Annotated in this window: 26 protein-coding genes; 16 read left to right on the top strand and 10 right to left on the bottom strand. The window is 66.9% G+C overall.

Going from position 1 to position 24,320, the window contains the following annotated elements; genetic code table 11:
• Nucleotides 1–96: 96 nt before the first annotated feature.
• Entirely contained in the window at nt 97–441 is a 345-nt protein-coding gene (locus ACX80P_RS11370; RefSeq protein WP_459278177.1) for a hypothetical protein, read from the top strand.
• Between the two features lie 691 nt (nt 442–1,132).
• Entirely contained in the window at nt 1,133–1,357 is a 225-nt protein-coding gene (locus tag ACX80P_RS11365) for a S1 domain-containing protein (protein ID WP_459278176.1), read from the top strand.
• Nucleotides 1,358–1,388: 31 nt separating this feature from the next.
• On the opposite strand, the gene ACX80P_RS11360 is transcribed toward ACX80P_RS11365, so the two are convergent.
• Nucleotides 1,389–1,679 carry a hypothetical protein gene (locus ACX80P_RS11360; protein ID WP_459278175.1) on the bottom strand — a complete coding sequence of 97 codons (291 nt, stop codon included), beginning with the start codon at nt 1,677–1,679 and terminating at the stop codon, nt 1,389–1,391.
• A gap of 447 nt (nt 1,680–2,126) precedes the next feature.
• Here ACX80P_RS11360 and ACX80P_RS11355 point away from each other — a divergent pair, with 447 nt between their 5' ends.
• Nucleotides 2,127–2,747, top strand: a complete 621-nt coding sequence (locus ACX80P_RS11355; RefSeq protein WP_459278174.1) for a hypothetical protein — start codon at nt 2,127–2,129, stop codon at nt 2,745–2,747.
• A gap of 109 nt (nt 2,748–2,856) precedes the next feature.
• Nucleotides 2,857–3,180 carry a hypothetical protein gene (locus tag ACX80P_RS11350; RefSeq protein WP_459278173.1) on the top strand — a complete coding sequence of 108 codons (324 nt, stop codon included), beginning with the start codon at nt 2,857–2,859 and terminating at the stop codon, nt 3,178–3,180.
• A gap of 659 nt (nt 3,181–3,839) precedes the next feature.
• On the opposite strand, the gene ACX80P_RS11345 is transcribed toward ACX80P_RS11350, so the two are convergent.
• On the bottom strand, nt 3,840–4,454 hold the full coding sequence (locus ACX80P_RS11345) for a recombinase family protein (protein WP_459278172.1): 615 nt from the start codon (nt 4,452–4,454) through the stop codon (nt 3,840–3,842).
• A 297-nt stretch (nt 4,455–4,751) separates the two neighbouring features.
• On the opposite strand from ACX80P_RS11345, the gene ACX80P_RS11340 reads away from it, so the two are divergent.
• Together ACX80P_RS11340 and ACX80P_RS11335 are read left to right on the top strand one after the other, a co-directional pair.
• Nucleotides 4,752–5,408, top strand: coding sequence for a hypothetical protein (locus ACX80P_RS11340; protein WP_459278171.1), 657 nt, complete (start codon nt 4,752–4,754; stop codon nt 5,406–5,408).
• 106 nt (nt 5,409–5,514) lie between these two features.
• Nucleotides 5,515–5,892 (top strand): hypothetical protein, encoded by a 378-nt coding sequence (locus ACX80P_RS11335; protein WP_459278170.1) that lies wholly within the window; start codon nt 5,515–5,517, stop codon nt 5,890–5,892.
• Nucleotides 5,893–5,951: 59 nt separating this feature from the next.
• On the opposite strand, the gene ACX80P_RS11330 is transcribed toward ACX80P_RS11335, so the two are convergent.
• Complete coding sequence (locus ACX80P_RS11330) at nt 5,952–7,334, bottom strand: hypothetical protein (protein ID WP_459278169.1); 1,383 nt, start codon at nt 7,332–7,334, stop codon at nt 5,952–5,954.
• A 231-nt stretch (nt 7,335–7,565) separates the two neighbouring features.
• On the opposite strand from ACX80P_RS11330, the gene ACX80P_RS11325 reads away from it, so the two are divergent.
• Nucleotides 7,566–8,153 (top strand): recombinase family protein, encoded by a 588-nt coding sequence (locus tag ACX80P_RS11325; protein ID WP_459278168.1) that lies wholly within the window; start codon nt 7,566–7,568, stop codon nt 8,151–8,153.
• Between the two features lie 246 nt (nt 8,154–8,399).
• On the opposite strand, the gene ACX80P_RS11320 is transcribed toward ACX80P_RS11325, so the two are convergent.
• From ACX80P_RS11320 to ACX80P_RS11310, 3 genes are all read right to left on the bottom strand, one after another.
• On the bottom strand, nt 8,400–9,263 hold the full coding sequence (locus ACX80P_RS11320) for an esterase/lipase family protein (RefSeq protein ID WP_459278167.1): 864 nt from the start codon (nt 9,261–9,263) through the stop codon (nt 8,400–8,402).
• A 112-nt stretch (nt 9,264–9,375) separates the two neighbouring features.
• Nucleotides 9,376–10,989: a peptide chain release factor 3 gene (locus ACX80P_RS11315; RefSeq protein WP_459278166.1), complete on the bottom strand. Its 1,614-nt coding sequence runs from the start codon at nt 10,987–10,989 to the stop codon at nt 9,376–9,378.
• Between the two features lie 121 nt (nt 10,990–11,110).
• Nucleotides 11,111–11,683, bottom strand: coding sequence for a GNAT family N-acetyltransferase (locus tag ACX80P_RS11310; protein ID WP_459278165.1), 573 nt, complete (start codon nt 11,681–11,683; stop codon nt 11,111–11,113).
• Between the two features lie 197 nt (nt 11,684–11,880).
• On the opposite strand from ACX80P_RS11310, the gene ACX80P_RS11305 reads away from it, so the two are divergent.
• Nucleotides 11,881–12,144, top strand: coding sequence for a WGxxGxxG family protein (locus ACX80P_RS11305; protein WP_459278164.1), 264 nt, complete (start codon nt 11,881–11,883; stop codon nt 12,142–12,144).
• Between the two features lie 98 nt (nt 12,145–12,242).
• Here ACX80P_RS11305 and ACX80P_RS11300 read toward each other — a convergent pair whose 3' ends face one another.
• On the bottom strand, nt 12,243–13,814 hold the full coding sequence (locus ACX80P_RS11300) for an MFS transporter (RefSeq protein WP_459278163.1): 1,572 nt from the start codon (nt 13,812–13,814) through the stop codon (nt 12,243–12,245).
• A 61-nt stretch (nt 13,815–13,875) separates the two neighbouring features.
• Between ACX80P_RS11300 and ACX80P_RS11295 the strand changes: the two genes are divergently transcribed.
• The 3 genes from ACX80P_RS11295 (at nt 13,876) to ACX80P_RS11285 (ending at nt 15,666) form a co-directional block, all read left to right on the top strand.
• Complete coding sequence (locus ACX80P_RS11295) at nt 13,876–14,427, top strand: TetR/AcrR family transcriptional regulator (protein WP_459278162.1); 552 nt, start codon at nt 13,876–13,878, stop codon at nt 14,425–14,427.
• Nucleotides 14,428–14,557: 130 nt separating this feature from the next.
• Complete coding sequence (mscL, locus tag ACX80P_RS11290) at nt 14,558–14,977, top strand: large conductance mechanosensitive channel protein MscL (protein ID WP_459278161.1); 420 nt, start codon at nt 14,558–14,560, stop codon at nt 14,975–14,977.
• The gene (locus ACX80P_RS11285) at nt 14,974–15,666 is read left to right on the top strand and encodes a Pr6Pr family membrane protein (RefSeq protein WP_459278160.1); all 693 of its coding nucleotides are present in this window, start codon (nt 14,974–14,976) and stop codon (nt 15,664–15,666) included. The genes mscL and ACX80P_RS11285 overlap by 4 nt, the downstream gene beginning before the upstream one ends.
• A 34-nt stretch (nt 15,667–15,700) precedes the next feature.
• Here ACX80P_RS11285 and ACX80P_RS11280 read toward each other — a convergent pair whose 3' ends face one another.
• Nucleotides 15,701–17,188, bottom strand: a complete 1,488-nt coding sequence (locus ACX80P_RS11280; RefSeq protein ID WP_459278159.1) for an FAD-dependent oxidoreductase — start codon at nt 17,186–17,188, stop codon at nt 15,701–15,703.
• A 128-nt stretch (nt 17,189–17,316) separates the two neighbouring features.
• Here ACX80P_RS11280 and ACX80P_RS11275 point away from each other — a divergent pair, with 128 nt between their 5' ends.
• The 5 genes from ACX80P_RS11275 (at nt 17,317) to ACX80P_RS11255 (ending at nt 21,859) form a co-directional block, all read left to right on the top strand.
• A complete protein-coding gene (locus ACX80P_RS11275; protein ID WP_459278158.1) occupies nt 17,317–18,906 on the top strand; it encodes a cryptochrome/photolyase family protein in 1,590 nt (529 codons plus the stop codon).
• Between the two features lie 35 nt (nt 18,907–18,941).
• A complete protein-coding gene (locus ACX80P_RS11270) occupies nt 18,942–19,925 on the top strand; it encodes an aldo/keto reductase (protein ID WP_459278157.1) in 984 nt (327 codons plus the stop codon).
• Nucleotides 19,926–20,057: 132 nt separating this feature from the next.
• Entirely contained in the window at nt 20,058–20,309 is a 252-nt protein-coding gene (locus ACX80P_RS11265; RefSeq protein WP_459278156.1) for a hypothetical protein, read from the top strand.
• Between the two features lie 11 nt (nt 20,310–20,320).
• Nucleotides 20,321–21,238 (top strand): FHA domain-containing protein, encoded by a 918-nt coding sequence (locus tag ACX80P_RS11260; protein WP_459278155.1) that lies wholly within the window; start codon nt 20,321–20,323, stop codon nt 21,236–21,238.
• 54 nt (nt 21,239–21,292) lie between these two features.
• Nucleotides 21,293–21,859 (top strand): 2'-5' RNA ligase family protein, encoded by a 567-nt coding sequence (locus ACX80P_RS11255; RefSeq protein ID WP_459278154.1) that lies wholly within the window; start codon nt 21,293–21,295, stop codon nt 21,857–21,859.
• On the opposite strand, the gene ACX80P_RS11250 is transcribed toward ACX80P_RS11255, so the two are convergent.
• Both ACX80P_RS11250 and ACX80P_RS11245 read right to left on the bottom strand, forming a co-directional pair.
• On the bottom strand, nt 21,836–23,278 hold the full coding sequence (locus ACX80P_RS11250; protein WP_459278153.1) for a lipase maturation factor family protein: 1,443 nt from the start codon (nt 23,276–23,278) through the stop codon (nt 21,836–21,838). The genes ACX80P_RS11255 and ACX80P_RS11250 overlap by 24 nt on opposite strands.
• Nucleotides 23,279–23,367: 89 nt before the next feature.
• The gene (locus tag ACX80P_RS11245) at nt 23,368–24,261 is read right to left on the bottom strand and encodes an endonuclease/exonuclease/phosphatase family protein (protein ID WP_459278152.1); all 894 of its coding nucleotides are present in this window, start codon (nt 24,259–24,261) and stop codon (nt 23,368–23,370) included.
• Between the last annotated feature and the right edge of the window lie 59 nt (nt 24,262–24,320).

The following is a 24,320-nucleotide window of genomic DNA, read 5'->3' as shown; positions in this document are numbered from 1 at the left end:
AAGGAGGCCCGCCCCGCACTGACCGCTTAACCCCGCGAGGGATCACGCAGCGCTACACCACTCCCAGGGGCTTGACCCTGCCATGACCATTGGTAGATGACTCTGCCTGCAGAAACGCTCACGATTGCTCTGGAAGATGTAGGTGCCACCTCATGGTGGGCCCGGATCTTGACAACCCTCAGCTCCCAGTACGGAAGCACCCAGCAGCGCTTCGTGGGCAAGGTCAACGGGAGAACCCGGTACAAAAGCTCCACCTTTCCCGCAGCAGGAGCGGTGAGCCCGATGCCCCCTCAAGAGCAATGGGCTCCAGGAATGACGGCGGCGCTGGAAGAACTGCGGCGCGATCTGGCCAAGGACGGCTGGGAACAGATCTCCCGGGGTAAGGACCCCTGGTCGCTCGCCTATAAACGGGTGGTACTCGACCTTCCTCACAACGGCTGATGTTTCAGGTGTTCCTGATGTCCGGGCTGGTGAAGATCGAAGACCCGCTCTCTGTTAGAGGTGGTTGGGGCCGTCTGTTAACGTGGCACGGAGGATTCCCGCCCTTATCCGCAGCGCCTTCCCCACGTACTAGACATCAGGACGCCCCGGTGCTGCCCCCACTTCGCTTACCGGGCGCCGGATGGAACTGGAAAGACTTATTCCCGGGATCCAAGCCGGAGACGAGCGGGCCGGTGATGCCCATTAGCCGGTGGCTCAGCGAACGGTTGGCGATCGTCGGTGAGCCTCGTGCCTGGTCAACACCTTTATTACCTCGGAGTCGATGGGTGTTTCGCAGCTCTGCGGTAGAACCACACGCTTGCTGCGAAGAGAACGACAGTAAGAGCCTGAACGGCCCAGTAGAACGCAGTTGCTGAGCGACCTTCGTACGCAACGGATACCCAGTTGCTGGCGATCCACAGCAGCGCAAATAGCCCCATTGCCACAGCTTGGCCTTTCGTTGGCCATCTTCTGGTTTTCGCCCTCATGACCTGAGACTAAAGGCGGAGTCAATAGGTAGCCACGCGGCCAACGTGGGTGGTGACGGTAGTGCCATCGCGCGTTCCAGAAAGGGTGGGTAGGGTCCGAGTGGTCCCCGAATGCCCATCGATCAGCGGACAGCTGCATTCGATCTAATCCATACACTGACTTGGTGACTACACGCGGAGTTGTCCGATTCTGGCCCAGCGATGAAGGGTGGGGTGTCATCGATTCTGAACAGACCCCCGGCGGCTGCTGGGCAGGCTTCAGCGTCATCGACTTCGACGGATTCAGAACCCTCATCGCTGGGCAGGTTGTCGACTTCGAGTGGATCCAGGGCGATCAGGACGGCTACTCATACAGTGCTTCAAACATCCAACTGATCGCACTCCCGTAACGGGATCCGCTTCTGGAATGCTTGGCGGAGCCTAAAGTGCTCGACCTCGACGTTCCCAGTCAGCTTGCCGTTCTTCTTCAGCCCTCCAATGGTGCTCGTCACGTCGACGCACATAGAGGAGGTAACCAAGAAAGGTCAGCCCTAGGAGCAACGCGGCAGCACTGAGGTACTCGCCAAACGCCCACTCCTCGCCGCTTAGGACGTTACCGATGAAGAGGAGTAGTTGAAGGACCGTCCAGACAGACCAAATGATGAACTGCAAGCGAAAGCTCCCACGATTCATCCTCGGTTCAACCCGCTTGGCAGACTTATCGTCACTCATGGCTAGAGACTACGTCGCTGAGCGAGGCCTCGTGCCACTGACCGACCAGGGATCGGCCACCGGGCCGGTCGAAGTCCCCTTCCGCAGCCCGTATGCTGCGAGTCACTAACCTCAGGAGTCGTAGTGAGCCGAGTGCAAGTGGTCGTCCTACTGATCACAGTGATTGTGGCGGTTGGGTTTGTCGTGATGGTGCTTACGGGTAACGCGGGCAACACGGCTGTGCAGTAGTCGCTCGCCGCGACGACCGCGGTCACGAAGTGGCTCTATGCGCAACCGAGCTGGTGCCGCTCACGCAGTCCGCAGAGCGATCCTCGAGCGTGTGTCGGTTGTCGTGAAGATAGATCTCTCTCGCCGCGGTGACATGATCGTTTCATGGGGCCGGCTTCGCTGCACGCATCAAACGGAGTACCGCGACGGCGGTCATTCCCCAGTGCGGCTGCTGAGGATGTGAAGGTTCGCGTCGTCGGCGCAACAATCCTTCAAAGCATCGGCATGCTGTTGCTGATGCATATCGGTGAAGTCGGCGGTCCAGTCACCAACATGCGGCTCGGGGTGGCCTACGGCGCTCTTCATCTCGCTGTCGGCGCTGCCGTCCTAGGTTTTCGGCCGTCCCTCCCAGCCGTCGGTGTGTTCCTTCTTCCCGGAAGCCTTCTCGCCCTCATCGCCGCACTCGGAGGAGGGTACTGGGCCGGTGCCTGGGCCTTGGGGCTTACCGCCTGGGCGTTCCTATCCAGTGAACTGACCACGAGCTCACGGCCGTACCGCTTTCTCGCCCGGCTACTCAGGCTGGTCCTCGGCATCATCGTGGCAGCACTACTGAGCGGGCTGGCCCTCTTCTGGCCCAACCCGATTGCCTACCTGCTTGCCTTCCTTCCCTGGGTTCTGCTGCTTCTTGACCACTACGCCCGCAGACCCTGGCGCGCAGCCACGGACTGCGCACTAGGAGCAGGACTGCTCGTACTCCTGGTCACCGTGCCGCAATATTGGCTCTCCCCTGAGGGATCCGTCGCCGGAATCTCGGCCATTAGCGGCTTCGGCATCACCTGGCTGACACGCCAACGGAGCTGACCTCCCTGTCCCGCTGCAGGATCCGCCTGCGGCGCTGATCCGTTGCGACTAGGTCACGTTCTCTTGTCGTGAGCCGCCTGCGGGGATGTAGGTGCCTACCGTAGAGAGCATGCAGGCATCTGAGACTGCCCACGCGGAGAACCACGATTTCGTTGACTCTCCGTTCTACCGGGTCAACTTCTGGGAACAAGCATCACCGCCGCGGGGCTGGATGCTCGATGCTTTCGTCCTTAGCGACGTTGAGGATCTGACGCAGGTCCACCAGTGGATAGAAGAGAACGCGCGTGGACGTCGATTCGAGCTCTTCGTCGAGATGCAGCACGAGCCGGTGGGACCCTTCACCAGTCCACGCAAGAGCGGACTCATCCGGTTACTCGGAAGGAACCCCAACGCCGGAGAACCGGTGTACATCTCGGCTTTCGCCCCGAGTTAGCGCGGTTCGAAGAGTACGCAGCAGGATCCGATCAACGGTCATTCTGGCAGTGCCTTGATGAGCATTGATCGGAGATCCTTCGCCTGGTCCTCGGGAAGCCAAAAGTTGACCTCCTGGTGACCGCTCGAGGCCTCGAAGGATATTCCCACGGAGAGTCCGACCTCGTCACCCAACGTCGGGCTCAGGCTGATTGTCGCCACCATCGGACGGGGTGGAAGGTCGGGACCGATGACGATTGTTGCCTCAACGAGACCAGTTCCTTCGCGAAGCGCCCTCACGTCCGTACCTGAGTGAACCATCCAAGGGGCACCATTGTTCAAGACTTCCTGATGGCTTGAGCAGACAGACACCTCACGGTCTGAGTGTGGCAGTAGGACGAATGAGCCAGAGGCAGCTTCCAAGCAACGCAGTACAGAACATGCGGTCATGCGGTGATCGTAACGTGCGACGTGTATCAGGATCGGCTTGTGGGGTCGTTCTCCGTCCATATAGGCGACTTCGGGAATCGACAGGATCTGTCGTTCCTCGAAGTCCTCTGCACGCCGAGCCGCTGGGTTCCGGCTTCCGTGCAGGCGAGTGTGAGCAGCCGTTGCTCGTACTCGCCTGCAGCAACCTGTAGTTGCAGGGCTAGATGATCGTCGCGGTGAGCAGGGGAGTGGTCACTTCTTCTTGAGTACCCGTTCTCCGTCGGGGCGGATTTCTCCGGTGGGTGAGACGTGTCGGTAGAGCGTCTGGCGGGAAATTCCTAGTTCTTTGCAGAGTTCGCCAATGTTCGTGTCGGGCTTGCCCATCGACGCCATTGCGAAGCGGACCTTGCCGGGGGTCATCGTGAAGGGTCGACCACCGACCCGGCCTCGCGCCCGAGCGGAGGTAAGACCTGCGACGGTCCGCTCGGAGATCAGCTCCCGCTCGAATTCGGCGAGGGCCGCGAAGATCCCGAACACGAGTTTGCCTGCTGCGGTGGTGGTGTCGATCGCACAGCCCTGTCCGGTGAGCACTTTTAGTCCGACACCGCGGGCGGTCAGGTCATGCACAGTGTTCACCAGGTGGTGCAGGTTCCGGCCGAGCCGATCGAGTTTCCACACGATCAACGTGTCACCCTTCCGCAGGGCCTTCAGGCAGGATGCCAGTCCAGGGCGGTCGTCCTTCTTGCCCGAGGCGAGGTCCTCATAGAGCTGCGCTTCATCGACGCCGGCTTCGAGCAGGGCGTCCCGCTGCGGGTCGGTGGTCTGCGACCCGTCGGACTTCGACACGCGCATGTAGCCGACGAGCATCCCAGGACTCCTGTCACTTATACGACCGGTTACGGGACAACCTGAAGGTCTAGTGGATGTGACTTTTCGTCAGCATGGCGGGCTTTTCGCAGGCTGGATGGCGGGGTCAACGGCACTGGCGCCGCCCCTTAGAAGATCTGGTTACGGGCCCGGGAAGGGTCCCGCCGGCGAACCCATGGCGGGGATCACCGCTACGCGCCGGACAGGTCCGCCGACCAACCTCTTCCCCCGGCAGGCGGGCAGACACGCATGGCAGGTCCTAGGGTGCCCGCGACCGGTGCGCCCTAGGGTTGAATTATGGGGACTTACGCTGATGATTTCGACAACGGCAAGCATCAGGATGGTCATATCCAGATTCTCGATCTGGGTGCCGACGCACCAGAGGAACCGTCCGCCCATCCCCACAACGGTCCCGCACCCTCGAAACGCAAGCGCATCCTCACGGGCGGGCTTGTCCTGGTTGGCCTCTTCGGTGGACTCACCCTTCTCCCTTCGCCCGATGACACCCCACCTCCAGAAAAGATCAGCCCTCCCATCGAGGCGCTCAACGCCTGCCAGGCCCTCGAGCAGGCCGAACAGGATGACGCTGCCGGGCTTGAGAGCGACAGCGGTGGGTCATCGGCAAGGAAGCCGCCATCGGGGTATAGCTTGTACGGGGTTATGACATCGCCTGCCACCACCGAACTCGTCGGCCTGCTGCACCCTGACGGCTCCGTGGAGATCTGCGAAGAATCCGCCCGCCGCGCCCCCTTCGATGTCCGCTTCACTGCACAGGCAGATCTGGGCGAGCTCCCCGAGGGCATGACCTACGCCTACGAACAATCCGGCGGATTCTCGGACAACACCCTCACCATGGGCCTGAAAGGTATCCGACTCAGCGACGGGACAGTCGTCGAGAGCCTGACCCTTTCCGACGGTCGCACCGTTCCAGCCACACCAGCATCCGAGGGCTGATCAGTAACCCACAATCGCATGCACGAAAAGCCATCCCTCAGCGGCGCACCTTCCTCGGCAGTGAACGCTAAGCCATTCATTTTTGCGTAGCGGTACGATCGCGGTCATGACCGCTTGCTCCGTATTGCGTTGTCTCGCGACTCCAACGACCTCGTTCGTGTTGGCGCCCTATTCAGACCGTAAAGTGCCCGTCTGCTCAGACCACAAGACGAGCCTGGAGGCCGGTGCTCGTTGGATGGCCAATCCGGGTACATCGACAGGAGCGCTCGGAGCATCGGAAGGTACAGCCGATGTCACGATCATGATGGGACGCGACCTACCGTCCGAGCCACGAGTTCAAGGAATCAGCGTAAGCCCGACCATTGGTAGCGAGATCGGTTTCTCCGTGACTCTCAGCGTTGAAACCACAGATGGTCAGCAGCCAATCGCTTTTTGGTTGAGCGAAGAGCAGGGTAAGTTGCTCGGCTCGTGGCTCACCGAATAGCGCCAGGATGTGCGCAACGGGATCGTTTACCGACACAAACTCATGGCGACTTCGAGATGTCAGCGTCGTTCGAGATACCCAGCCAGCTCGGCATGCTTGCGGAGAGTGCCGCGTATCTGTGTTGCGATCTTTGAAGGGGTAGTGCTATCTGGTGAGAATGCCTTCAGTTCGATGATTACCTTGTCGCGTTCGCTCCCAACTCGCTCCATCAAGACATCCGCAACGACACGCGAATGCGGTGTCTTGACTTCGCGCTCTGCCCGCGCAGGAAACCCGTCTGCTGTCAGGACAGCAGCAATGCGACGGCCGATGTGAGTCGGGTGGCGGGTAGCCTCCGAGTACCAATCACGAGCTCTTGCTGAGCGCTGGGGAGCAGTTGTTGCGTTCCCGTGGTCCTTCATTGGCCGATAAGACTCCGGCTCAAAAGTGTCAGAGACCACGTTAAACAGATGTGTCGAGCGGAAGCCTTCAACGTAGGACCGAGCGGGCGGCTTATCTGGATTGTCGAGATTCAGACAGATGGAGTGAAGATCGGCAACCTGCACCGGTACGAGTCGCACATCAAAGTACAGCCGTGCCTTGTTGTAAGCATCGAGAGGGAGCTGAGACTGGTCGTTCGAGTTGAGTGCTCGATAAAACGAATTCCAGTCCAGCTTGTAGCCAGCTCGCGGGTTAGTGAAACTACGCACGTTGCTTAGTCGAACGCCATCGGTGACGGGCCAAACCATCACGAGCTGATACTCGGATATGTCATGCAGCACGTCGGCATCGAACTGTTCACCGACTTGTTCAATTGCCGTGCCAAGCGAGGGCGCGGCCGCTGCTATCTGTTGGATATCCGATCGCAAAACTTGGAAGTCCGCGAGCTCCTTTCCTTCGTTGTGGAAATCAAATGTTTCTTCGATCACGTCTGACCATTGGTCTTGCGGCAACGCCTGCAACTCGAAGGATTCGTCAACAAGCAACCTTGAGTTGCGGCTCGTGGCCGCAGCCAGATCCCGCTGGAAGTCCCTACTAGTAGTCAGCCAGATGAAAAGCACCGGTGTGTGAAAGCGCGCCCGGTCCAAGCGACTCAACGCTTCAACGAAGCGCGTGGGAACATCCTCCCTGCGCGCGACTGCTTCCTCATATTGATCAATCACCGCGATGATCAAGGTTGCGGAGGTCTGAGGCAGTGCGGATTCGAGAGTTTGATTGCCGTCTACAACCTTGGGTGGCAAGGGCACGACATTTACGCCCTGCAAGTGGGTTGCAAGCTCAAGTGCGGCGCTGGTTTTTCCTGCGCCGCTAAGCCCATAAACAGGTAGGAACCGCACACCTTTGCTGATGCTCATCTTTTTATGCGCCAGCTTGACCTTCTCGATGAGAGAGCGGTTTGGTCGTAGTTGTGCTCGGAACGCAGGTCGGAGATCCTCGTAGCGCGATGGCAGTTCGATGGTCATTTGATCAGTGTGGCCTAAGTCCGCGACGTTTTCTCCGACCAACGCGTCAGGTGGGCGGTTGAACGTCTGTTAGTCGGTCGATCAGTGAACCGGTGGGCGCCCGCAAGCCGGTCGTCCTCAGGCGCCACGCAGGGGATCCGGACCTGCTGACCGCACCAGGCCGGGGGAGCGTACGTATAGCCGGGACGATGAAGACGGGCGCATGGGTACCTTGTCTGCAACACTGATCCGATGAAGATCGGATACGCGCGCGTCTCGACCGCCGGCCAGGACCTCACCGCTCAATGCGAGGGTCTGATGTCCCTTGGCGTCGAGGAGGAGAACATCCACGTTGACCACGGCTTCACCGGCACGAACCGAACCCGGCCTGGTCTGCGGGAGGCGCTGGCTTCCTGCCGGAGGGGTGACACCCTGGTCGTGACGAAACTCGACCGGCTGGCTCGCTCGGTACTCGATGCGCGTGACATCGCCGACGAGCTGACCCGCAAAGGCGTCGCGTTGAGTCTGGGCGGGAGCATCTACGATCCGACGGACCCGATCGGCAAGCTCCTGTTCAACGTCCTGGGCATAGTGGCCGAGTTCGAGTCCGACCTGATCCGTGCCCGCACCCGGGAAGGCATGGCTGTCGCGAAAGCCAAGGGCCGACTCCGCGGCAAGCAGCCCAAACTCTCGGACCACCAGCGCAAGCACCTGCTCGGCCTCGTCGATGAGGGCGAATACACGCGAGGCGAGATCGCCGAAATCATGGGAGTCTCCCGGACAACCGTGTACCGGGAGATCCAACGACGCGCCCGACTTGCGATGCCAGGGTCGCTTTAGCGGTGTCTCATAAAATTACAGTTTTGCAAGACACTTGGCCGTCGACGCCGAAGCTCGCGACCTTCCCCGAAATCCCGGGACGCCGTCTGTCTTGGAAAGCCGTCTCACCGCAGAGTGTTTCAGCAGTCGTGTCGTATGGGGTTTGTGAGACGGACCGCTGGGATGAGGCATCTCGACCAACACCTGGGTCGAGTACATCGACTCAGGACGCGAGGCCTCCTGCCCGGAGATAGGTCGCGGGCCATCCTAGAGGCAGGCGGGCCGATAGGCGGGATCCGCGGGGGCACCGGTGCGGCTGAGCGCGTGCACGACGAGCTGGTGGGCGGCCGGATCGTTGGGCAGTTGGTCGTGCTCGATGGGATCGAGCGGGCACAGGTCCTGCAGGGTGATGTTGGTGACACGGCGTGGGGAACCCGCAAGGAACTGGCTCTGGTAGGGGGTGACCACTTCGTCGTACCGTGTCGACACGACCGTGTATACGGGGCCGTTGACGAGGTCCCCGATCGAGTTCAACTCCTGCATGAACGGCGAACTCGCGGCCTGGTCATCACACGCCTGGCACAGCATGCCCAGATTGCCGCCTGCCGTGAGTTCTCCCGTGGCGGGACTGATGACGCCTTCGGTGCCGTGGTTCGACGGCGCGAGTCCGATGAGGTGGTCCACCTTCTTCGCCCCTCCCAGGAAGCCGAGGTAGTAGCGAGGCATCATCCCACCCTGGCTGTGGCCTACGAGGTCCACCTTCCGGGCCCCGGTAGCAGCGAGAACGCGATCGACGAACTCACCCAGTTCGGCCGCGGATTCCCGCACGGGGCCGGCGGCGGGAACACCGTTGGTGACGCCGTAGTCGAGGGCGAAGACGCAGTACCCGGCCTTCTTGAGGACCGGTGAGAGCGTGGACCAGTTCTTCACCATGCTCTCGAACGTGCCGGGCACCAGGACCACGGGCTCAGGATGCTCGGCGGAGGGCGTGCAGGACCAGTCGTTGGACCCCGCAGGCGAGACGCTCAGAACACCACCGACATCAGGGACATCCGCAGACGCGGATGGGGTTGTGATGAGGCCCGCCGAGAGGGCGGCAGCAGCGATCAGGGACGGGATGCGGAACTTCACGAGGTGGTACTCCTTTGTATCGACCGATTCTTCCCCCTCGCCGAAACTAAGGGCCCGACGCGCGCCTGAGCAAGCATCGTGCGCGCGGGTGCGGGCGCCGTCGGCCGCCACCCTAGAGGTCGACGGCGGCGCCGATCGGCTCGAGGACGACGTCGGGGAAGTCCTTCCTGAAGTGGCCCACCTTCCACCTGTCCCCGAACACGGCGACGATCTCGCCGTCGGACCGGAAGAGGATCTCGCCGCCGCGGAAGGTCCCCGGGACGCCCTGGCTCTCCGGGGCCACGCGCATGGCGAGTGTGTAGGAGAGGTTGTCCAGCGACGTCGGCGCGTTGAACTCGGTGCCGAGCCGCTGGGCGGCGACCTCGAACTGCAGGGCCCCGACGGCGGCGAGCACGGGCGCCTGGTCACCACGGAGGTCCGAGCGCAGCACCTGCACCACGCCCTCGTGCTCGAGCTGCTCGATCCCGCGGCGGAACTGCTTGTACCGTCCCGGATCCTTGGCCCGCGCGACGGCGAACAGCTCTGGGGAGAAACGCGGGATGTCGGGGAACTGCACGGGCTCCTCGGCGAACAGGCTGTCGCCCACGCGGAGGCTCGTCGCGTTCACGAGCCCGACGACGTCGCCCGGCCAGGCGGTGTCCACCACCTCACGGCTGCGGCCGAGGACGCGGTGCGCGTACTTGGTGGCGAAGGGCTTCCCGGTGCGCTGGTTGGTGATGACCATGCCGCGCTCGAACGTGCCGGAGCAGATGCGCAGGTACGCGATGTGGTCGCGGTGGGCGCTGTCCTGGCCCGCCTGCACCTTGAACACGAAGCCGGACATCGGTGCGTCGATGGGGCGCGGCTCGTCCTCCTTGGACGGGCGGGGGGTGGGGGAGGGGGCCACGTCCACCAGGATGTCGAGGAGCTGGGACACCCCGAAGTTCTTGGCCGCGGCCGCGAACAGGACGGGGGTCTGGCGGGCCGCCTCGAACTCGTCGCGGTCGAAGGAGCCGTTCGAGGACTCGACGAGGCCCGACTCCTCGCGGGCGTCGAGCCAGGCGCCGGCGTCGCGGGGGTCGAGGGTGTCGATGTCGATCTCCGTCTCCGTCGCGGCCTGGGCCCCGGCGTCCACGGCCGTCAGCGCGATCGCCCGCTCCGCCCGGAGGTCGAGGAGGCCCTCGAACTCGCCGGCGATCCCTGCCGGCCAGGTGAGCGGGACAGGGGTCATCCCGGTGCGCTCCCCGACGTCGTCGATCAGGCCGAGGGCGTCGAGGCCCGGCCGGTCCCACTTGTTGATGACGGTGATGATGGGGATGTTCCGTGCCTTGCACACGGCGAGCAGCTTCACGGTCTGCGGCTCGAAGCCCTTGGCGGCGTCGATGAGCATCACCGCGGAGTCGACGGCGGCGAGGACGCGGTAGGTGTCCTCCGAGAAGTCGGCGTGGCCGGGGGTGTCGACGACGTTGAGGATGGTGTCGCGGTAGGTCAGCTGGAGGGCGGCGGAGCTGATCGAGATGCCGCGCTCCTGCTCGATGCCCATCCAGTCCGAGACGGTGGCGTGACGGCTCGACTTGCCGTGGGTGACGCCGGCGTCCTGGATGGCCCGGGCGAGGAGCGCCAGCGCCTCCGTCAGCGTCGATTTGCCGGCGTCGGGGTGCGAGATGACGGCGAAGGTGCGACGGCGTCCGGCCTCGCGGCGGACGGCATCGGCGTCGAGGACGGGGGATTCGGTTAGCAGGGCCACCCTCCCATTGTCCCCGATGCGGGCGGGGTCCCGGTCGGCGAGGGCACCTGTTCGCTGTGCGCATGGGTGCGGGCGGTCCGGACGGGGCCTGTCGCCGCTGCTTCCGACGGCGCCGTCGGCGTCAGTGCAGGTCGAGTCGCATGAGGACCCGGGGGAACCCGTTCGCCACCGACGCGGTGTCCGCGGCCTTCGTGAAGCCGGCTGCTTCGAAGAGCCGGCGCGTGCCGACGTACGCCATCGTGAGGTCGACCTTCAGCCCCTTGTTGTCGACCGGGTACCCCTCGACGGCGGGGGCCCCGTGACTGTCCGCGAAGTCCACCGCGCCCGCGAGCAGTCGATGCGAGATGCCCCTGCCGCGATGGCCCGGCCGCACGCGGATGCACCACACGGACCACACGTCGGCGTCGTCGACGCGGGGGATCGTGCGGCTGCGGGCGAATGCCGTGTCGGCACGCGGGTGGACGGCGGCCCAGCCGACGACGTCGTCGCCGTCGTAGGCGAGCACCCCGGGCGGCGGGTCCTGCCGGCACAGGCGCTGCACGAAGTCGCCGCGCTCCCGCCCTGCCAGTGCTGAATTCTGCTTCCCCGGGAGGCGGTAGCTGAGGCACCAGCACGCAGCCGCATCGGCGCGCCGGGGCCCGACCATGATCGCGACGTCGTCGAATTCCGTTGCGGGACGCACCTCGATCACCATTCCCCCACTGTTGCACCAGCACCCCCGGCAGACAATGGGGTGCCAGGCTCCCCGGCCCCTCGTGCACCCGCGTACCTCATCTGTCCCACTTCCAGCAAGCATTTCCCGAACCCGCATCTGCGCCGTCGGGAAGCAAATAGTAAGTAGGCTGATGATAGGAGTCCCAGCAGGGTCCCTTCCCTACACCAAGGAGCGCCATGATTCACAAGACCGCCGCCACTGCAGCCCTTTCCCTCGCCATCCTCACGGGGATCGCAGCCCCGTCGATGGCCGCCGAGTCCACAGCTCCCGCCACGCAGCAGACGCAGGAAACCGACGACGACAACGGCGACAACGGCCTGTGGGGCCTCCTCGGCCTCCTCGGCTTGGCAGGTCTGCTGAAGAAGAACAAGAAGGAGCACGTCGATCACCGTGCCAACGGCGCCACGAGCGTCAACGACGTGAACCGCACCGGACACTGATCCGGTGCCGGGCCGGCTCGAAGCATCGGCCGGCCCGGCGGCACGAAGGGTCCATTCCCCACGGAATGGGCCCTTTCTGGCGTTCCGGGGATCGCCGGTCAGTGGTCCACGCGCTCGGCCGTCGTGCCGCGCAGGCTCCAGGCGGCCAGGGCCGACGCGCCGACCATGAGCAGTGCCGCGATGCCGGACGTCAGCGTGATGCCGCTGTCGAAGGCGTGGAACGCGGACTCCCGGAGGAGCGACGCGCTGGCCGGACCGAGGTGGGTGGCGACCTCGACGGCACCGCCGAGGGTCTCGGTGGACGACTGCGCCTCACTGGTGCTGAGTCCGGCGGGGAGCCTCAGGTCCCGCTGGTAGGACGCCAGCAGGATGCTGCCGAGTACGGCGGTCCCGAGGACCGAGCCGACCTCGTAGGCGGTCTCGGAGACGGCGGACGCCGCGCCCGCCTTGGCTGCGGGGACGGAGGAGAGGATGAGGTCGTTGGAGACGGTCTCGGACGCGCCGACCCCGATCCCGAGGATCACGAAGGCGGTCATGAGGAAGCCCGCGGACCCGCCCTCGCCGAGGAGGGCGATCATCGCGTAGGCGACGGCCGAGAACAGCAGGGCGATCGATACGACGAGATGCGCCGGGCACCGGCGGGCCAACGGCACGACTGCGAGGCCGGCGACGATCGTCACCAGCAGGCCCGGCAGCAGCACGAGACCGGCGTCGAGTGGGCTGAGCCCGAGGACCAGTTGGAGATGCTGTGAGACGAAGAACAGGAAGCCGACGAGCGAGAAGATCGCGAAGAGGTTCACCAGGACGGCGCCACTGAACGCACGCACCGCGAAGAGGCGGACGTCGAGCATGGGGTCGCGGCGTCGCAGCTGCCGGGCGACGAACGCGATGCCTGCGGCGATCCCGATGAAGGCCGCCGTCACCGAGACGAGCAGCGGGCCCCCCTTCGCCAGGTTCTTGATCGCGTAGACCACGGGCAGCATGGTCCCGATGGACAGCACGATGCCGGCGTAGTCCACGCGGCCCGGAGAGGAATCCTTCGACTCGGGTACCAGGCCCGGGGTCAGTGCGAGCATGAGCAGGAGCACAGGCACGGCGAGGAGGAACACGGAGCCCCACCAGAAGTGCTCCAGGAGCGCGCCGCCGAGCAGCGGGCCGAGCGCCGCGCCCGCGGAGAAGCCGGCAGCCCAGACCGCGATGGCGATCCGCCGCTGGTTGCGGTCCAGGAAGATGTTGCGGATCAGCGAGAGCGTCGAGGGCATGAGCATGGCGCCGAACACGCCGAGGCCCACGCGCGCGGCCACCAGGAACGCGGCCGTCGGGGCGAACGCCGCGACGACCGAGAACACGGCGAACCCCACGGCGCCGATCATGAGCAGGCGACGGCGGCCGAAGCGGTCGCCGAAGCTGCCCATCGCGACCAGCAGGCCGGCGAGGACGAGCGGGTAGCTGTCGACGATCCACAGCAGCGTGGTCCCGCTCGTGGCGAAGTGGCGGGAGATCTCGGGCAGGGCGAAGCTCAGCACGGTGTTGTCCACCGAGACCAGCAGCACCGGCAGCATCAGCACGGCCAGGGCGAACCATTCGCGGCGGCCGGCCAGGGGGACGGGGGACTGAACGGCACGCGGGTTCACCCCGGACACGCGTGCGGAGGAGGGCGTCGTGGTCATGCCTCCAAGCTATACCGTCCAGCCGGTACAGTACAACAAAGGTGACCGGTATCATCGGGAGGTGTCCAGTTCCCGTGAGCGCATCCTCGACAGCTTCGAGAACGCCCTGATCCGTGACGGCGAAAGGGCAGCCACCATGGAAGCCGTGGCTGCCGCCGCCGACGTCTCCAAGGGCGGACTGCTCTACCACTTCCCCTCCAAGGAGGCGCTCGTCGACGGCCTGGCCGACCGCCTGCGCTCGCTGGCGGACAAGGACCGCGAGAGCATGACGGCGGCGCCCGACGGGGCGGCGCGCTACTACGTCCGCACCTCCGTCTTCGAGGACAGCCCACTGGACCGCGCACTCGTGTCCATGGCGCGCCTCGCCCAGCAGGGGCACCCGACGGCGAAGGCGTCCCTCGCCGACATCCAGGAACGATGGCTCGATGCGCTCGAGGCCCAACTCGGAGACCGCACGACGGCGCACGCCGTCAAGCTCCTCGGCGACGGCCTCTACTACGACGCGGCGTTCTTCGCCTCGGCGGGGACCGGGCGTACCGGCGGGGCGGAGATCGACGAGCTGCTCGACGTCGTGGACCTCATCGTCGGCCGGAGCGGGCAGGGCGGGTCCTGACGACGCCTCCCGGTCGTCCGGCGTCGGGAGGGTCCGGAACGGGATGCGGCTTACTAGAGTGAGGCGTGCAGGCAGGGTCCGCCCTGCGCCTGCGGAGGCACAGGGTGGGCACACAGCGAGGGGACGGCGGATGATCAAGGGTTTCAGGGACTTCATCCTGCGTGGGAACGTGATCGAACTGGCGATCGCCGTCGTCATCGGCAGCGCGTTCACGGCCCTCGTGGGCGCCTTCACGGCGAACATCATCAACCCCGTCATCGCCTCCGCCGGCGGGATCGATGCGGCGGGCTTCGGCTTCCGGATCCGGCCCGGCAATGACGCCACCTTCGTCGACGTGGGTGCCGTGCTCACGGCGGTGGTCACCTTCCTCATCACCGCGGCCGTGGTCTATTTCCTGTTCGTCGTGCCCATGAACCGCGCGAGCGCGCGGCTGCGCGCGCTCGCCGCCCCGCAGGACCCCGAAGAGGCACCGACCCCCGTCGACACCGCCCTCCTCACCGAGATGCGGGACCTGCTGAAGGACATCGCGGCACGGGGCGTCCGCCCGTGACCGGCCATGCCGGTCCGCAGGCGGGCCCGGGCTTCCTCCGCCCGCAGACCCTGCCGCTCCGCGCCGCCGTCCGCCTGGTGGTGGCCGCGGTCGTGCTCGTGGCGGTCCTGTCCACGTTCCTCGACACGGCATCGCGGAGCGCGGTGAACCCGTTCAACTTCTTCGGCTTCTTCACGATCCAGAGCAACGTGCTGGCGGCGGTGATCCTGCTCCTCGTGGCCGTGATCCAGCTCCGCGGGCCCGCCGAACCCGAGTGGCTGCAGCCCGTCCGGGCCGCCGCCACCACGTACATGCTCGTGGTGGGGGTCGTCTACAACCTGCTGCTGTCCGGTCTGCCGGGGGGCGTCGAACTCGCCTGGGCCAACTGGGTCATGCACGTGGGCTTCCCCGTCTACGCGGTCCTCGACTGGATCGTGGCCGCCGACCGGCGCCCGCTCTCCTACCGGGTGCTGCGCCTCGTCCTCGTCTACCCGCTGGTCTGGGTCGTGGTGGTCCTCGTGCGGGGCGCCACCGACGGCTGGGTGCCGTACCCGTTCCTCGACCCCGCCACCGGCTACGCGTCGGTCCTCCTGTACGTCGTCGGCATCGCTGCGGCGTTCCTGGCCTTCGGTGCTGTCGTGATCCTCGTCAGCCGCCACACCCGACCGGTCGCCGACCTCGTCGGTGAGGCTCGGCGGGGCCGCGCCTGACCCGCGCCTGACCCGCGCCCGGAAGCGCGTGCGCTCACCGCCGGGTGTCGGCGAGGTCCGACGTCGACGGCCCCTCGAGCAGCCTCCCGTCCGCCGTGAAGCGTGACCCGTGGAGCGGGCAGTCCCAGGACCGTTCGGCGTCGTTCCAGGAGAGGATGCCCTTCAGGTGGGGGCAGACGGCCGACACGCGGTACTGCATGCCGTCCACCGTGCACACCCCGATGGGACGTGCGCCCTCGCGGATCACCCGGCCCCCGCCCTCGCCCGGCGTGGAGGACGAGGACCTCGCGAGGCCGCCCAGCCAGCCGGTGACCATCTCCAGCCCGACGGCGGCGTTCGCCTGCGCCGTCTGGAGCGCGTCCGCCGGGCTGACCTTCGTCCGGTACAGCGTCTCCGCCCAGGGCATGTTGCCGCCGAGGATCTCGCCCGACAGGGCCAGCGACGCCGCGACGGCGTTGGTCATGCCCCATTTGTTGTAGCCGGTGGCCGCGTAGATGTGGCCGCCGCCGCCCGGCACCCTGCCCACGTAGGGGACGGCCGCGGCGGGCGTGTAATCCTGGGCGGACCAGGCGTAGGCGGGGCGTGCCGTCGGGAAGTACTCCTGCGCCCACCGCGTGAGGCCGTCCACCCTCGCCCGGGTGGCGGAGCTGTGGCCCACCTTGTGGCCGTTGCCGCCGACGATCAGGTACTTCGTTCCGTCCACCGTCGCGGTGCGCAGCGACCGGGTGGGGGAGTCGGCGCTGAGGTACATGTCCTCCGGGACCTCGTCCTCCACGGCCAGGGCGACGCAGTACGAGCGCATGGGCTGCAGCACGGCGAAATAGCCGCCGCGGTCGAGGATGGGGATGCCGGTCGCGAGGACGACGTTCGACGCCGTCACCGGGCCCGCGCTCGTCCTCAGCTCCACGCCCTGCTCCGAGGTCCTCGCGACGCCCTCCACCCTGACGCCCTCGACCAGCGTGCCCCCGTGCCGCCTGAACGCGGACGCCAGCCCGGCCAGTACCTCGAGGGGGTGGAACTGCGCCTGGTCCTTCAGGCGCAGGGTCTTCCGCACGGGGAAGGGGAGGGCGGCCGCGTTGCCGAGCTCGGTGTCGAGGCCGGCCTCGCGGCACGCCTCGTGTTCCGCGGCAAGCTTCCGTGCCCCCGTGTCCGTGATGGCGTACTCGACGGCGTCGCGGGTCTGATAGCCGATGCGGTTCTCGTCGCAGAAGCGCAGCAGCCAGCTCTGGCCCTCGCGGTTCCCGAGGACGTAGGCGCGGGCGAGCTCCGCGTCATGGTGCTTCAGGATGGTCGAGATGCTCGTCCCCTGCAGCAGCGAGAGCTTGGCGGTGGTGTTGCCCGTGGTCACCGCTCCGATCGTGCGGGCCTCGAGGACCGCCACCCGGTGCCCGGCGCGGGCCAGCAGGAGCGCCGTCGTCAGCCCCGTCAGCCCGGCCCCGACGACGACGGAATCGTAGGCCGCGCCGTCCGGCAGGGCGTCGGCCGGGATGTGGGGGGCGGTATCGAGCCAGAGCGATCTCATGATGATCCCTTCGGGAGCCGGTCGGTGGTCCCCACCGAACCACCAAGCCGGGTCATGGTCAAGCATCCGGTCCTGTCGGCGGTGGGCGCTAGGGTGGCCCGATCACCGTCCTCTGCGAAGGAATCCCCGTGCACGTCCAGCTCGTCCTTCCGCATCAGCTCTTCGAGGAGCACCTCGAGGCGTCCCCGGACACGCACTTCGTCTTCCTCGAGGACGACCTGCTGTTCCGCAGCCTGCGGTTCCACCAGCAGAAACTCGTCCTGCACCGCGCCGCCATGACCATCTTCGCGCGGAGGATCCGGGACACGGGCTACAGCGCCGACTATGTGGAGACCTCCGCGGAGGCCACCAGCCAGGAGCGGCTGTCGGCGGTGCTCGCCGACCGCGACGCCACCCGCGTGACCTACTACGACGTCGTCGACGACTGGCTCGAGCGCCGGCTCACCCGCACGCTCGCCGACGCCGGGGTGGAGACACGCGTCCTGGAGACGCCGCAGTTCCTCTCGGCGCGGGACGTCCTCGGCACCTACTTCTCCTCCCACAACTGGCGCATGCAGACCTTCTACGAGTGGCAGCGCAAGCGTCTCGGCATCATGGTGGAGGCCGACGGCTCCCCGACGGGCGGGAAGTGGAGCTTCGACACCGAGAACCGCAAGAAGCTGCCGAAGAAGATCGCCCTCCCGGATCTGCCCGCCTTCGAGCGGCTCCCGGAGGTGGAGGACGCCATCACCTGGGTCGCGACCGCCTTCCCCGACAACCCCGGCACCGCGGAATCCTTCAACTGGCCGGTCACGCACCGCCAGGCGTCCGACGCCCTGGAGGCATTCCTCACCGAGCGCTTCGAACTCTTCGGACCCTACGAGGACTCGATCGCCGTCGGTCAGACCTACCTGTTCCATTCCGCCCTGAGTTCCAGCATGAACATCGGGCTCCTCAATCCCGCCGAGGTGGTGGACCTCGCGCTCGATTTCGCCGAGCGCCACGACACGCCCATCGCCAGCGTGGAGGGTTTCATCCGCCAGGTCATCGGCTGGAGGGAGTACATCCGCGCGTCCTACGGGCTTCGCGGTCGTGAGATGCGGACCGGTAACACGCTGAAACTCACCGCGGACCTCGACCCCCGATGGTGGACCGGTGACACCGGGCTCGAACCGGTGGACTCGGTCATCACGCGCATCCTCGACACCGCCTACGCCCACCACATCGAACGCCTCATGATCCTCGGGAACGCCGCCCTGCTCATGCGGGCCAGACCGGATGCCGTCTACGAGTGGTTCATGGAGATGTTCATCGACGCCTACGACTGGGTGATGGTGCCCAACGTCTACGCCATGAGCCAGTACGCGGCCGGCACCATGATCACCACCAAGCCCTACGTCAGCGGCAGCAACTACATCAAGAAGATGAGCGACTTCAAGGACGGCTCCTGGCGCTTCAGCTGGGACGCCCTCTACTGGGAGTTCGTCCGGGACTACCGGGACCTGTTCGCCCGCAATCCGCGGTCCAACATGGTGGTGGTCCTTCTCGACCGCATGGACGCCGAGCGGCAGAAGGATCTGCAGCACGAGGCGGCACGGTGGCTGCCCGCCGACGGGTCGACGTCCGGAGCGGACCCGTGCCTCACGCGCACAGAGGCGAGGGCGCCCCTCGAGCAGCCGGCACCCGGGAGGCAGGCCGGGCAGCCTTCGGCGACGGAGGCCACGCTGCCCGGCCTGTAGACGGAGGCCACGCTGACCGGCCTATAGTCGGAATCATGGAACAGAGAACCCTTGGAAGAACCGGCCGTCCCGTCTCCGTCGTCGGCCTCGGCACCTGGCAGCTCGGCGCGGACTGGGGCGAGGTGGAGGACAAGGACGCCGTCGCCGTCCTCGAGGCGGCCGTCGACGCCGGTGTGACCTTCTTCGACACGGCGGACGTCTACGGCGACGGGCGCAGCGAATCCACCATCGGGGCGTTCCTCAAGGACAACCCGGGCCTCGACGTCCTCGTCGGCACGAAGATGGGCCGCCGCGTCGACCAGGCCCCCGAGAACTACACACTGGCCAACTTCCGCGAGTGGACCGACCGGTCCCGGATCAACCTCGGTGTCGAGACCCTCGACCTCGTCCAGCTCCACTGCCCGCCCACCGCCGTGTACAGCTCCGACGAGGTCTACGACGCCCTCGACACCCTCGTGGCCGACGGCGCCATCAGGAACTACGGCGTCAGTGTGGAGCGCACCGACGAGGCCCTGGCGGCCATCGCGCGCGGGAACACGGCCAGCGTGCAGATCATCCTCAACGCGTTCCGCCTCAAGCCGCTCGACGAGGTCCTGCCGGCGGCGCGGGCCGCCGGCGTCGGCATCATCGCGCGCGTCCCGCTGGCCTCCGGGCTGCTGTCCGGCAAGTACACGAAGGACACCGCCTTCGCGGAGGACGACCACCGCAACTACAACCGCGACGGCGCCGCCTTCGACGTCGGCGAGACCTTCTCCGGTGTGGACTACGCGACCGGCGTCGAGGCCGCCCGCGAGTTCGCGGAGCTGGTGCCCGACGGCGTCACGACCGCCCAGGCGGCCCTCGCGTGGATCATCGCGCAGGAGGGCGTGAGCACCGTCATCCCGGGTGCCCGCAGTCCGGAGCAGGCCAGGTCCAATGCGGGAGCGGCCGGGCACGCGGATCTCGGCGCCGAACTGAACGCCGCCGTCGCCGGCATCTACGACCGCCATTTCAGGGCCACCGTGCACCCGCAGTGGTGACCTCCCGCCCGGGGCCCGCCCGTACCGCGGGCGGGTTCCGCCGGGACTGACGCTCCGCTATGGTGGGCTCTGTCAGGTCAGACGGAGTTAGAGGACGTCTGTCATTGTTGGATCACCGATGAAGGAATCGACATGACCGAAAACACCTCAGGCGTCACCACGGGCGAGTCCCACACCATCCGCGACTGGACGGACCTCGCGGAGGAGATGTGGTCCTACCTGACCGGTCGCGGCGCCGCGATCAACTACACGCTGCAGGACATGACCATCGAGGTCCCCCGCGATATCGGCCCGGATGCCCCGCGCGCCACGTGGAAGTTCAACGGCACCCTGCGGATCACGACCAGCGACAACGCAGTCGGCGGCTCCGGCCAGCCCACCTGATCCGTCGCGTCATGGCCTCGTCACTCAGGCTCGACATCGACATCGACTTCTCGCTGGGGGAGCCGGCCATGGACGGCAAGCCGGAGGCAGGGTTGTCCGGCACCGTGAAGGCGGCCGGCACGACCGTCGAGATCTTCGTCGATGATCCCGGCGCCTTCCGCGGGAACAACCTCCCCCGCCTCGGCCAGGTGCGGGACGTCGCCCGGCAGCTGGCCCGGCGGGGTCTTGCGGTCTCGGTCTCCGGACCCAAGGGGCTGCTCGTGAGCATCGGCGCCGTGGAATCCTCCGTGGCGCAGCGGCTCGTCACGCGGTCCCCGCACATCCGTCTGGGCTCCCCCGGTACGCTCGCGCCCCTGCTCGGGATCGGCCGGCGCGCACTCGAGAAGCGTGATGCGCCGTCGCTCGTCCCTCCCTCCACGCCGTTCCCGCTCGTCCCGACCGTCAACCGCAGTATCCGGCGGACCATCACGACGACGCACTACCTGCCGGGAAGCGGTCGTCCGCGGCTCATCTTCGTCCAGAACTCCGCGACGTGGAGCGGCCAGGTGCCGCGTGAGTTCGAGCTGGTCGCCGACCGCACCACGATCGGCAGCGGCGAGGACGCGATGCTCAACCTCCCGGGCCTCGACGCCCTGCACGCCGAGGTGATCCACACGGAGGACGACGAATACGTGCTGGTGCCGCGCGGCACGGTCACGGGCAGCGTCAACGGCAGGGAACCCTCCGTCCTCCGCACCGGTGCCCGCGTCCAGTTCGGGGGGTGGGCGGTCGCGTTCTTCCGTGAGGAGTACGCCGACCATGGACGGCCGTTCGGGGGCCGCAGCGGCGGCGAACTCGCCTACCAGCGTCCGCAGCGCAATCCGCGGACGGGCGTCACCGAGGTGGACGGCTCCGCGGGCGTCGGAGACTTCCGACGACGGCCGCGCTGACCCTGGTGCACCCGACCGCACGGAGTGCCGCAGCGGCCGGTGGACGGGTGCGGCGTGGCGGATAGCGTCGAACTCCTGCTGGATGCGCCGTCGGAGCTCGTGCTGCTCGAGGACTGGGCCGCGCTCGAGGCCGCGGGCCTGCCGAACCAGTCACGCCACCGGTCCTTCAGCAACGCGCCGCACGTCACCCTCGCGGCCGCCGGGCGGATCGACGACAGCCACGACGCCCGCCTCGCCAGCGCGGCGCAGGGCGACCGGATGGAACTCGTGACCGGCGGGTTCCTCGTCTTCCCGACCCGGCGCCACTACGTGCTCGCCCGGCAGGTCGTCCCGGGAACCGCCCTGACCGGTCTCCACCGCCGCGTCTGGTCCGCCCTGGACCGCGTCGCGGACCCGGTGCCCACGACCGTCCCGGAAGCGTGGACCCCGCACATCACGCTCGGCCACGGGCTGACGGCCGACCAGCTGGCCGCCGCCCTCGGTGTCCTGCGGGACCGCTCACCCCAGCGGCTCCGCGCCGGCGCCGTCCGCCGGTGGGACGCGCACGAGAAACGGCTGATCCTGCTGGCCGACGGCGGCGGTGCAGAGGTCGGGGAGTCAGAGGACGTCGGTACGCAGTGACGCGGGGCGGACGAGGACGCCCTGCGGTTCGCGGATCCACCAGAGGCCGGTGGCCCGCTTCTCCTCCCGCGTGGAGAAGCGGTAGATGAACATCCGGGCGCGCACGTAGCGGGGGCGTGCGCCGTCGAACGGATCCCGGCGGAGCAGCTTCAGGATCAGGGGATCCGCCTCCAGGAGCTTGACGAGGAACGGCGTGAACCAGCCCCGCTCCGAGCCCAGGGCGAGGAACCACATCATCCAGTCCAGCCGCAGGTGGTACGGCGCGAACTGGCGCGGCATCCGCGCCGGGTCCCCGGGCTTGCCCTTGAACTCGTACTCGCGCCAGCGCGCGTCGGGGCCGACGTCGTCGAGCGTTCCCTCGACGATCACCTCGTACCGCACCTTCGTCACGCTCCCGAACGCCCCGTAGGCGTTGCCGAGGTGCCACCGGTTGAAGCTCGCGTTCATGAGCTGCCGCCGGGCGAACAGGTTCAGCAGCGCCGGCCCGCTCAGGTAGGCGAGGAGGAGCATCGCAAGGACGACGGCGACGGTGGCGTACAGCGGGGTCGGCGGGTAGGTGCCGGACAGCTCGAGGGCCGGGAACGCCGCCTCGTAGAAGGAATCGGGCACCGCGGCGAACGCCAGGATGATCGTCAGGGTGTTGAGCCAGGCGAAATTACCGGAGAGCACGAGCCAGCCCTGCGTGACGACGATGACCAGCGCGGCGAAGCCCGCCACCGGCTGCGGCGCGAAGAGGAGGAAGGGGACAACCAGCTGGGTGACGTGGTTGCCGGCGACCTCGATCCTGTGCAGCGGTCTCGGCAGCAGGTGGAAGAACCGGCTGGCCGGGTTCGGCATGGGCTGGGTCTCGTGGTGGTAGTAGAGGGCGGTGAGGTCCCGCCACGAGCGGTCGCCGCGGATCTTGATCATCCCGGCCCCGAACTCGAGGCGGAAGACGAGCCAGCGGATCATCAGGAGCACCAGGAACGGCGGCGCCATCCCGTCGGACCCGAGGAACGCGACGATGAACCCCGCCTCCAGCAGCAGGCTCTCCCAGCCGAAGCCGTAGAACGCCTGGCCCACGTTCACGATGGACGTGTACAGCCACCAGATCAGGAGGAACCCGACCAGGGGCACCCACGGTGGTCCGGCCTGCGGGACACCGAGGACGAGCAGGGCGGAGACGGCCGCACCGGTCCAGGCGACGGCGCGCAGCCTGCGGTCGGTGTAGCCGCGGTGGAAGAGCGACGGCCCTGCGCGCCGGCCCGCCCGTTCGAGGAACACGGGGACGGGCATGAGGCCCTTCTCCCCGAGGAGGGCAGGGAACTGCGCGATGGCGGACAGGAACGCGATGAGGTAGACGGCGGCGACCCCGCGCTGCGCGATCTGCCGCCCCACCTCGTAGTCCTCGGCGGCGAGGACGTCGGCGATCCACTCCATCCCCTCAGCGTCAGCTCTCCGGGTGGGAGCGTCAAGGGCGTTCGGTCCCGCGGGATCGCGGCACTCCGTCCGAATCGCGGCACTCCGTGCTACTGGGTGGCTGCTGGGAGTCCCGGCTCGTGGTCGCCGCGCGGGAGGTCGACGAGCACCTGGACGGCGGCGTGGTCGCTCGCATACCGGCCGTCCAGGGTGGAGGTGTTCACCGCAGCCTGGCGGACGAGCACGTCGGGTGTGGTGAGGATCCAGTCGATCCGCCGTCCCCCGTCGACGGGTTGGCCGTACCGGGGATAGGTGCCGTAGGCGGGGGTGAGGCGCTCGTCCGCCCGGGTCCACGCATCGACGAGGACCCCCGAGTCGAGGAACCTCCGGTACGCGGAGGAGGATCCGGCGTCGGAATTGAAGTCGCCCATCACGATGGTGGGCAGCCGGGGGTGGAAGAAGCGCACGAGGTCGAGCACCGAACCGGCGCTGCGGAGCCGCGCGTGCTCGGATTCGTGGTCGAAGTGCGTGTTCACGAGCAGGATCTCCCGGTCCGTCCCGCTGTCGAGGAACCGGCCCCACGTCACGATGCGCGTCACGCCGTTACCCCAGGTGGACGAGCCGATGAGCTTCGGGCTGTCCGAGAGCCAGAACTGGTCCCATTCGACGAGCCGCAGGCGGCGGGCGTCGTAGAAGATCGCCGAGTACTCGCCGCGGCTGCCGCCGTCCCTGCCGTCCCCGATCATGCGGTACCACGACGGCAGCGCGGCCTGGATCACGGTCAGCTGGTGGTGGAGGGCCTCCTGCACCCCGAGGACCACCGGGACCTCCCGCCGCAGCAGGTCCTGCAGGGGTGCGATCCTGTCCGGCCAGAAGTCGACGTCATCGGGCTGCGCCGACGGACGGTCGTACCTGATGTTCAGGCTCATGACGTGGAGGGAGGAACGGCTCGCCTTGATCAGGGCCGGGGACGGGGACGGGGATGGTGCGGGTGGTCGTGGCATGGGGCCCTTCCGGGGCGGCACGTGGACTGTGGCTGCGGCCCGGCGCTACGCCGGCGCAC

The organism is Arthrobacter arabinosi (assembly GCF_054511115.1).
The sequence above is the reverse complement of the archived record's forward strand: the minus strand, read 5'-3'. Positions and strand labels throughout refer to the sequence as shown.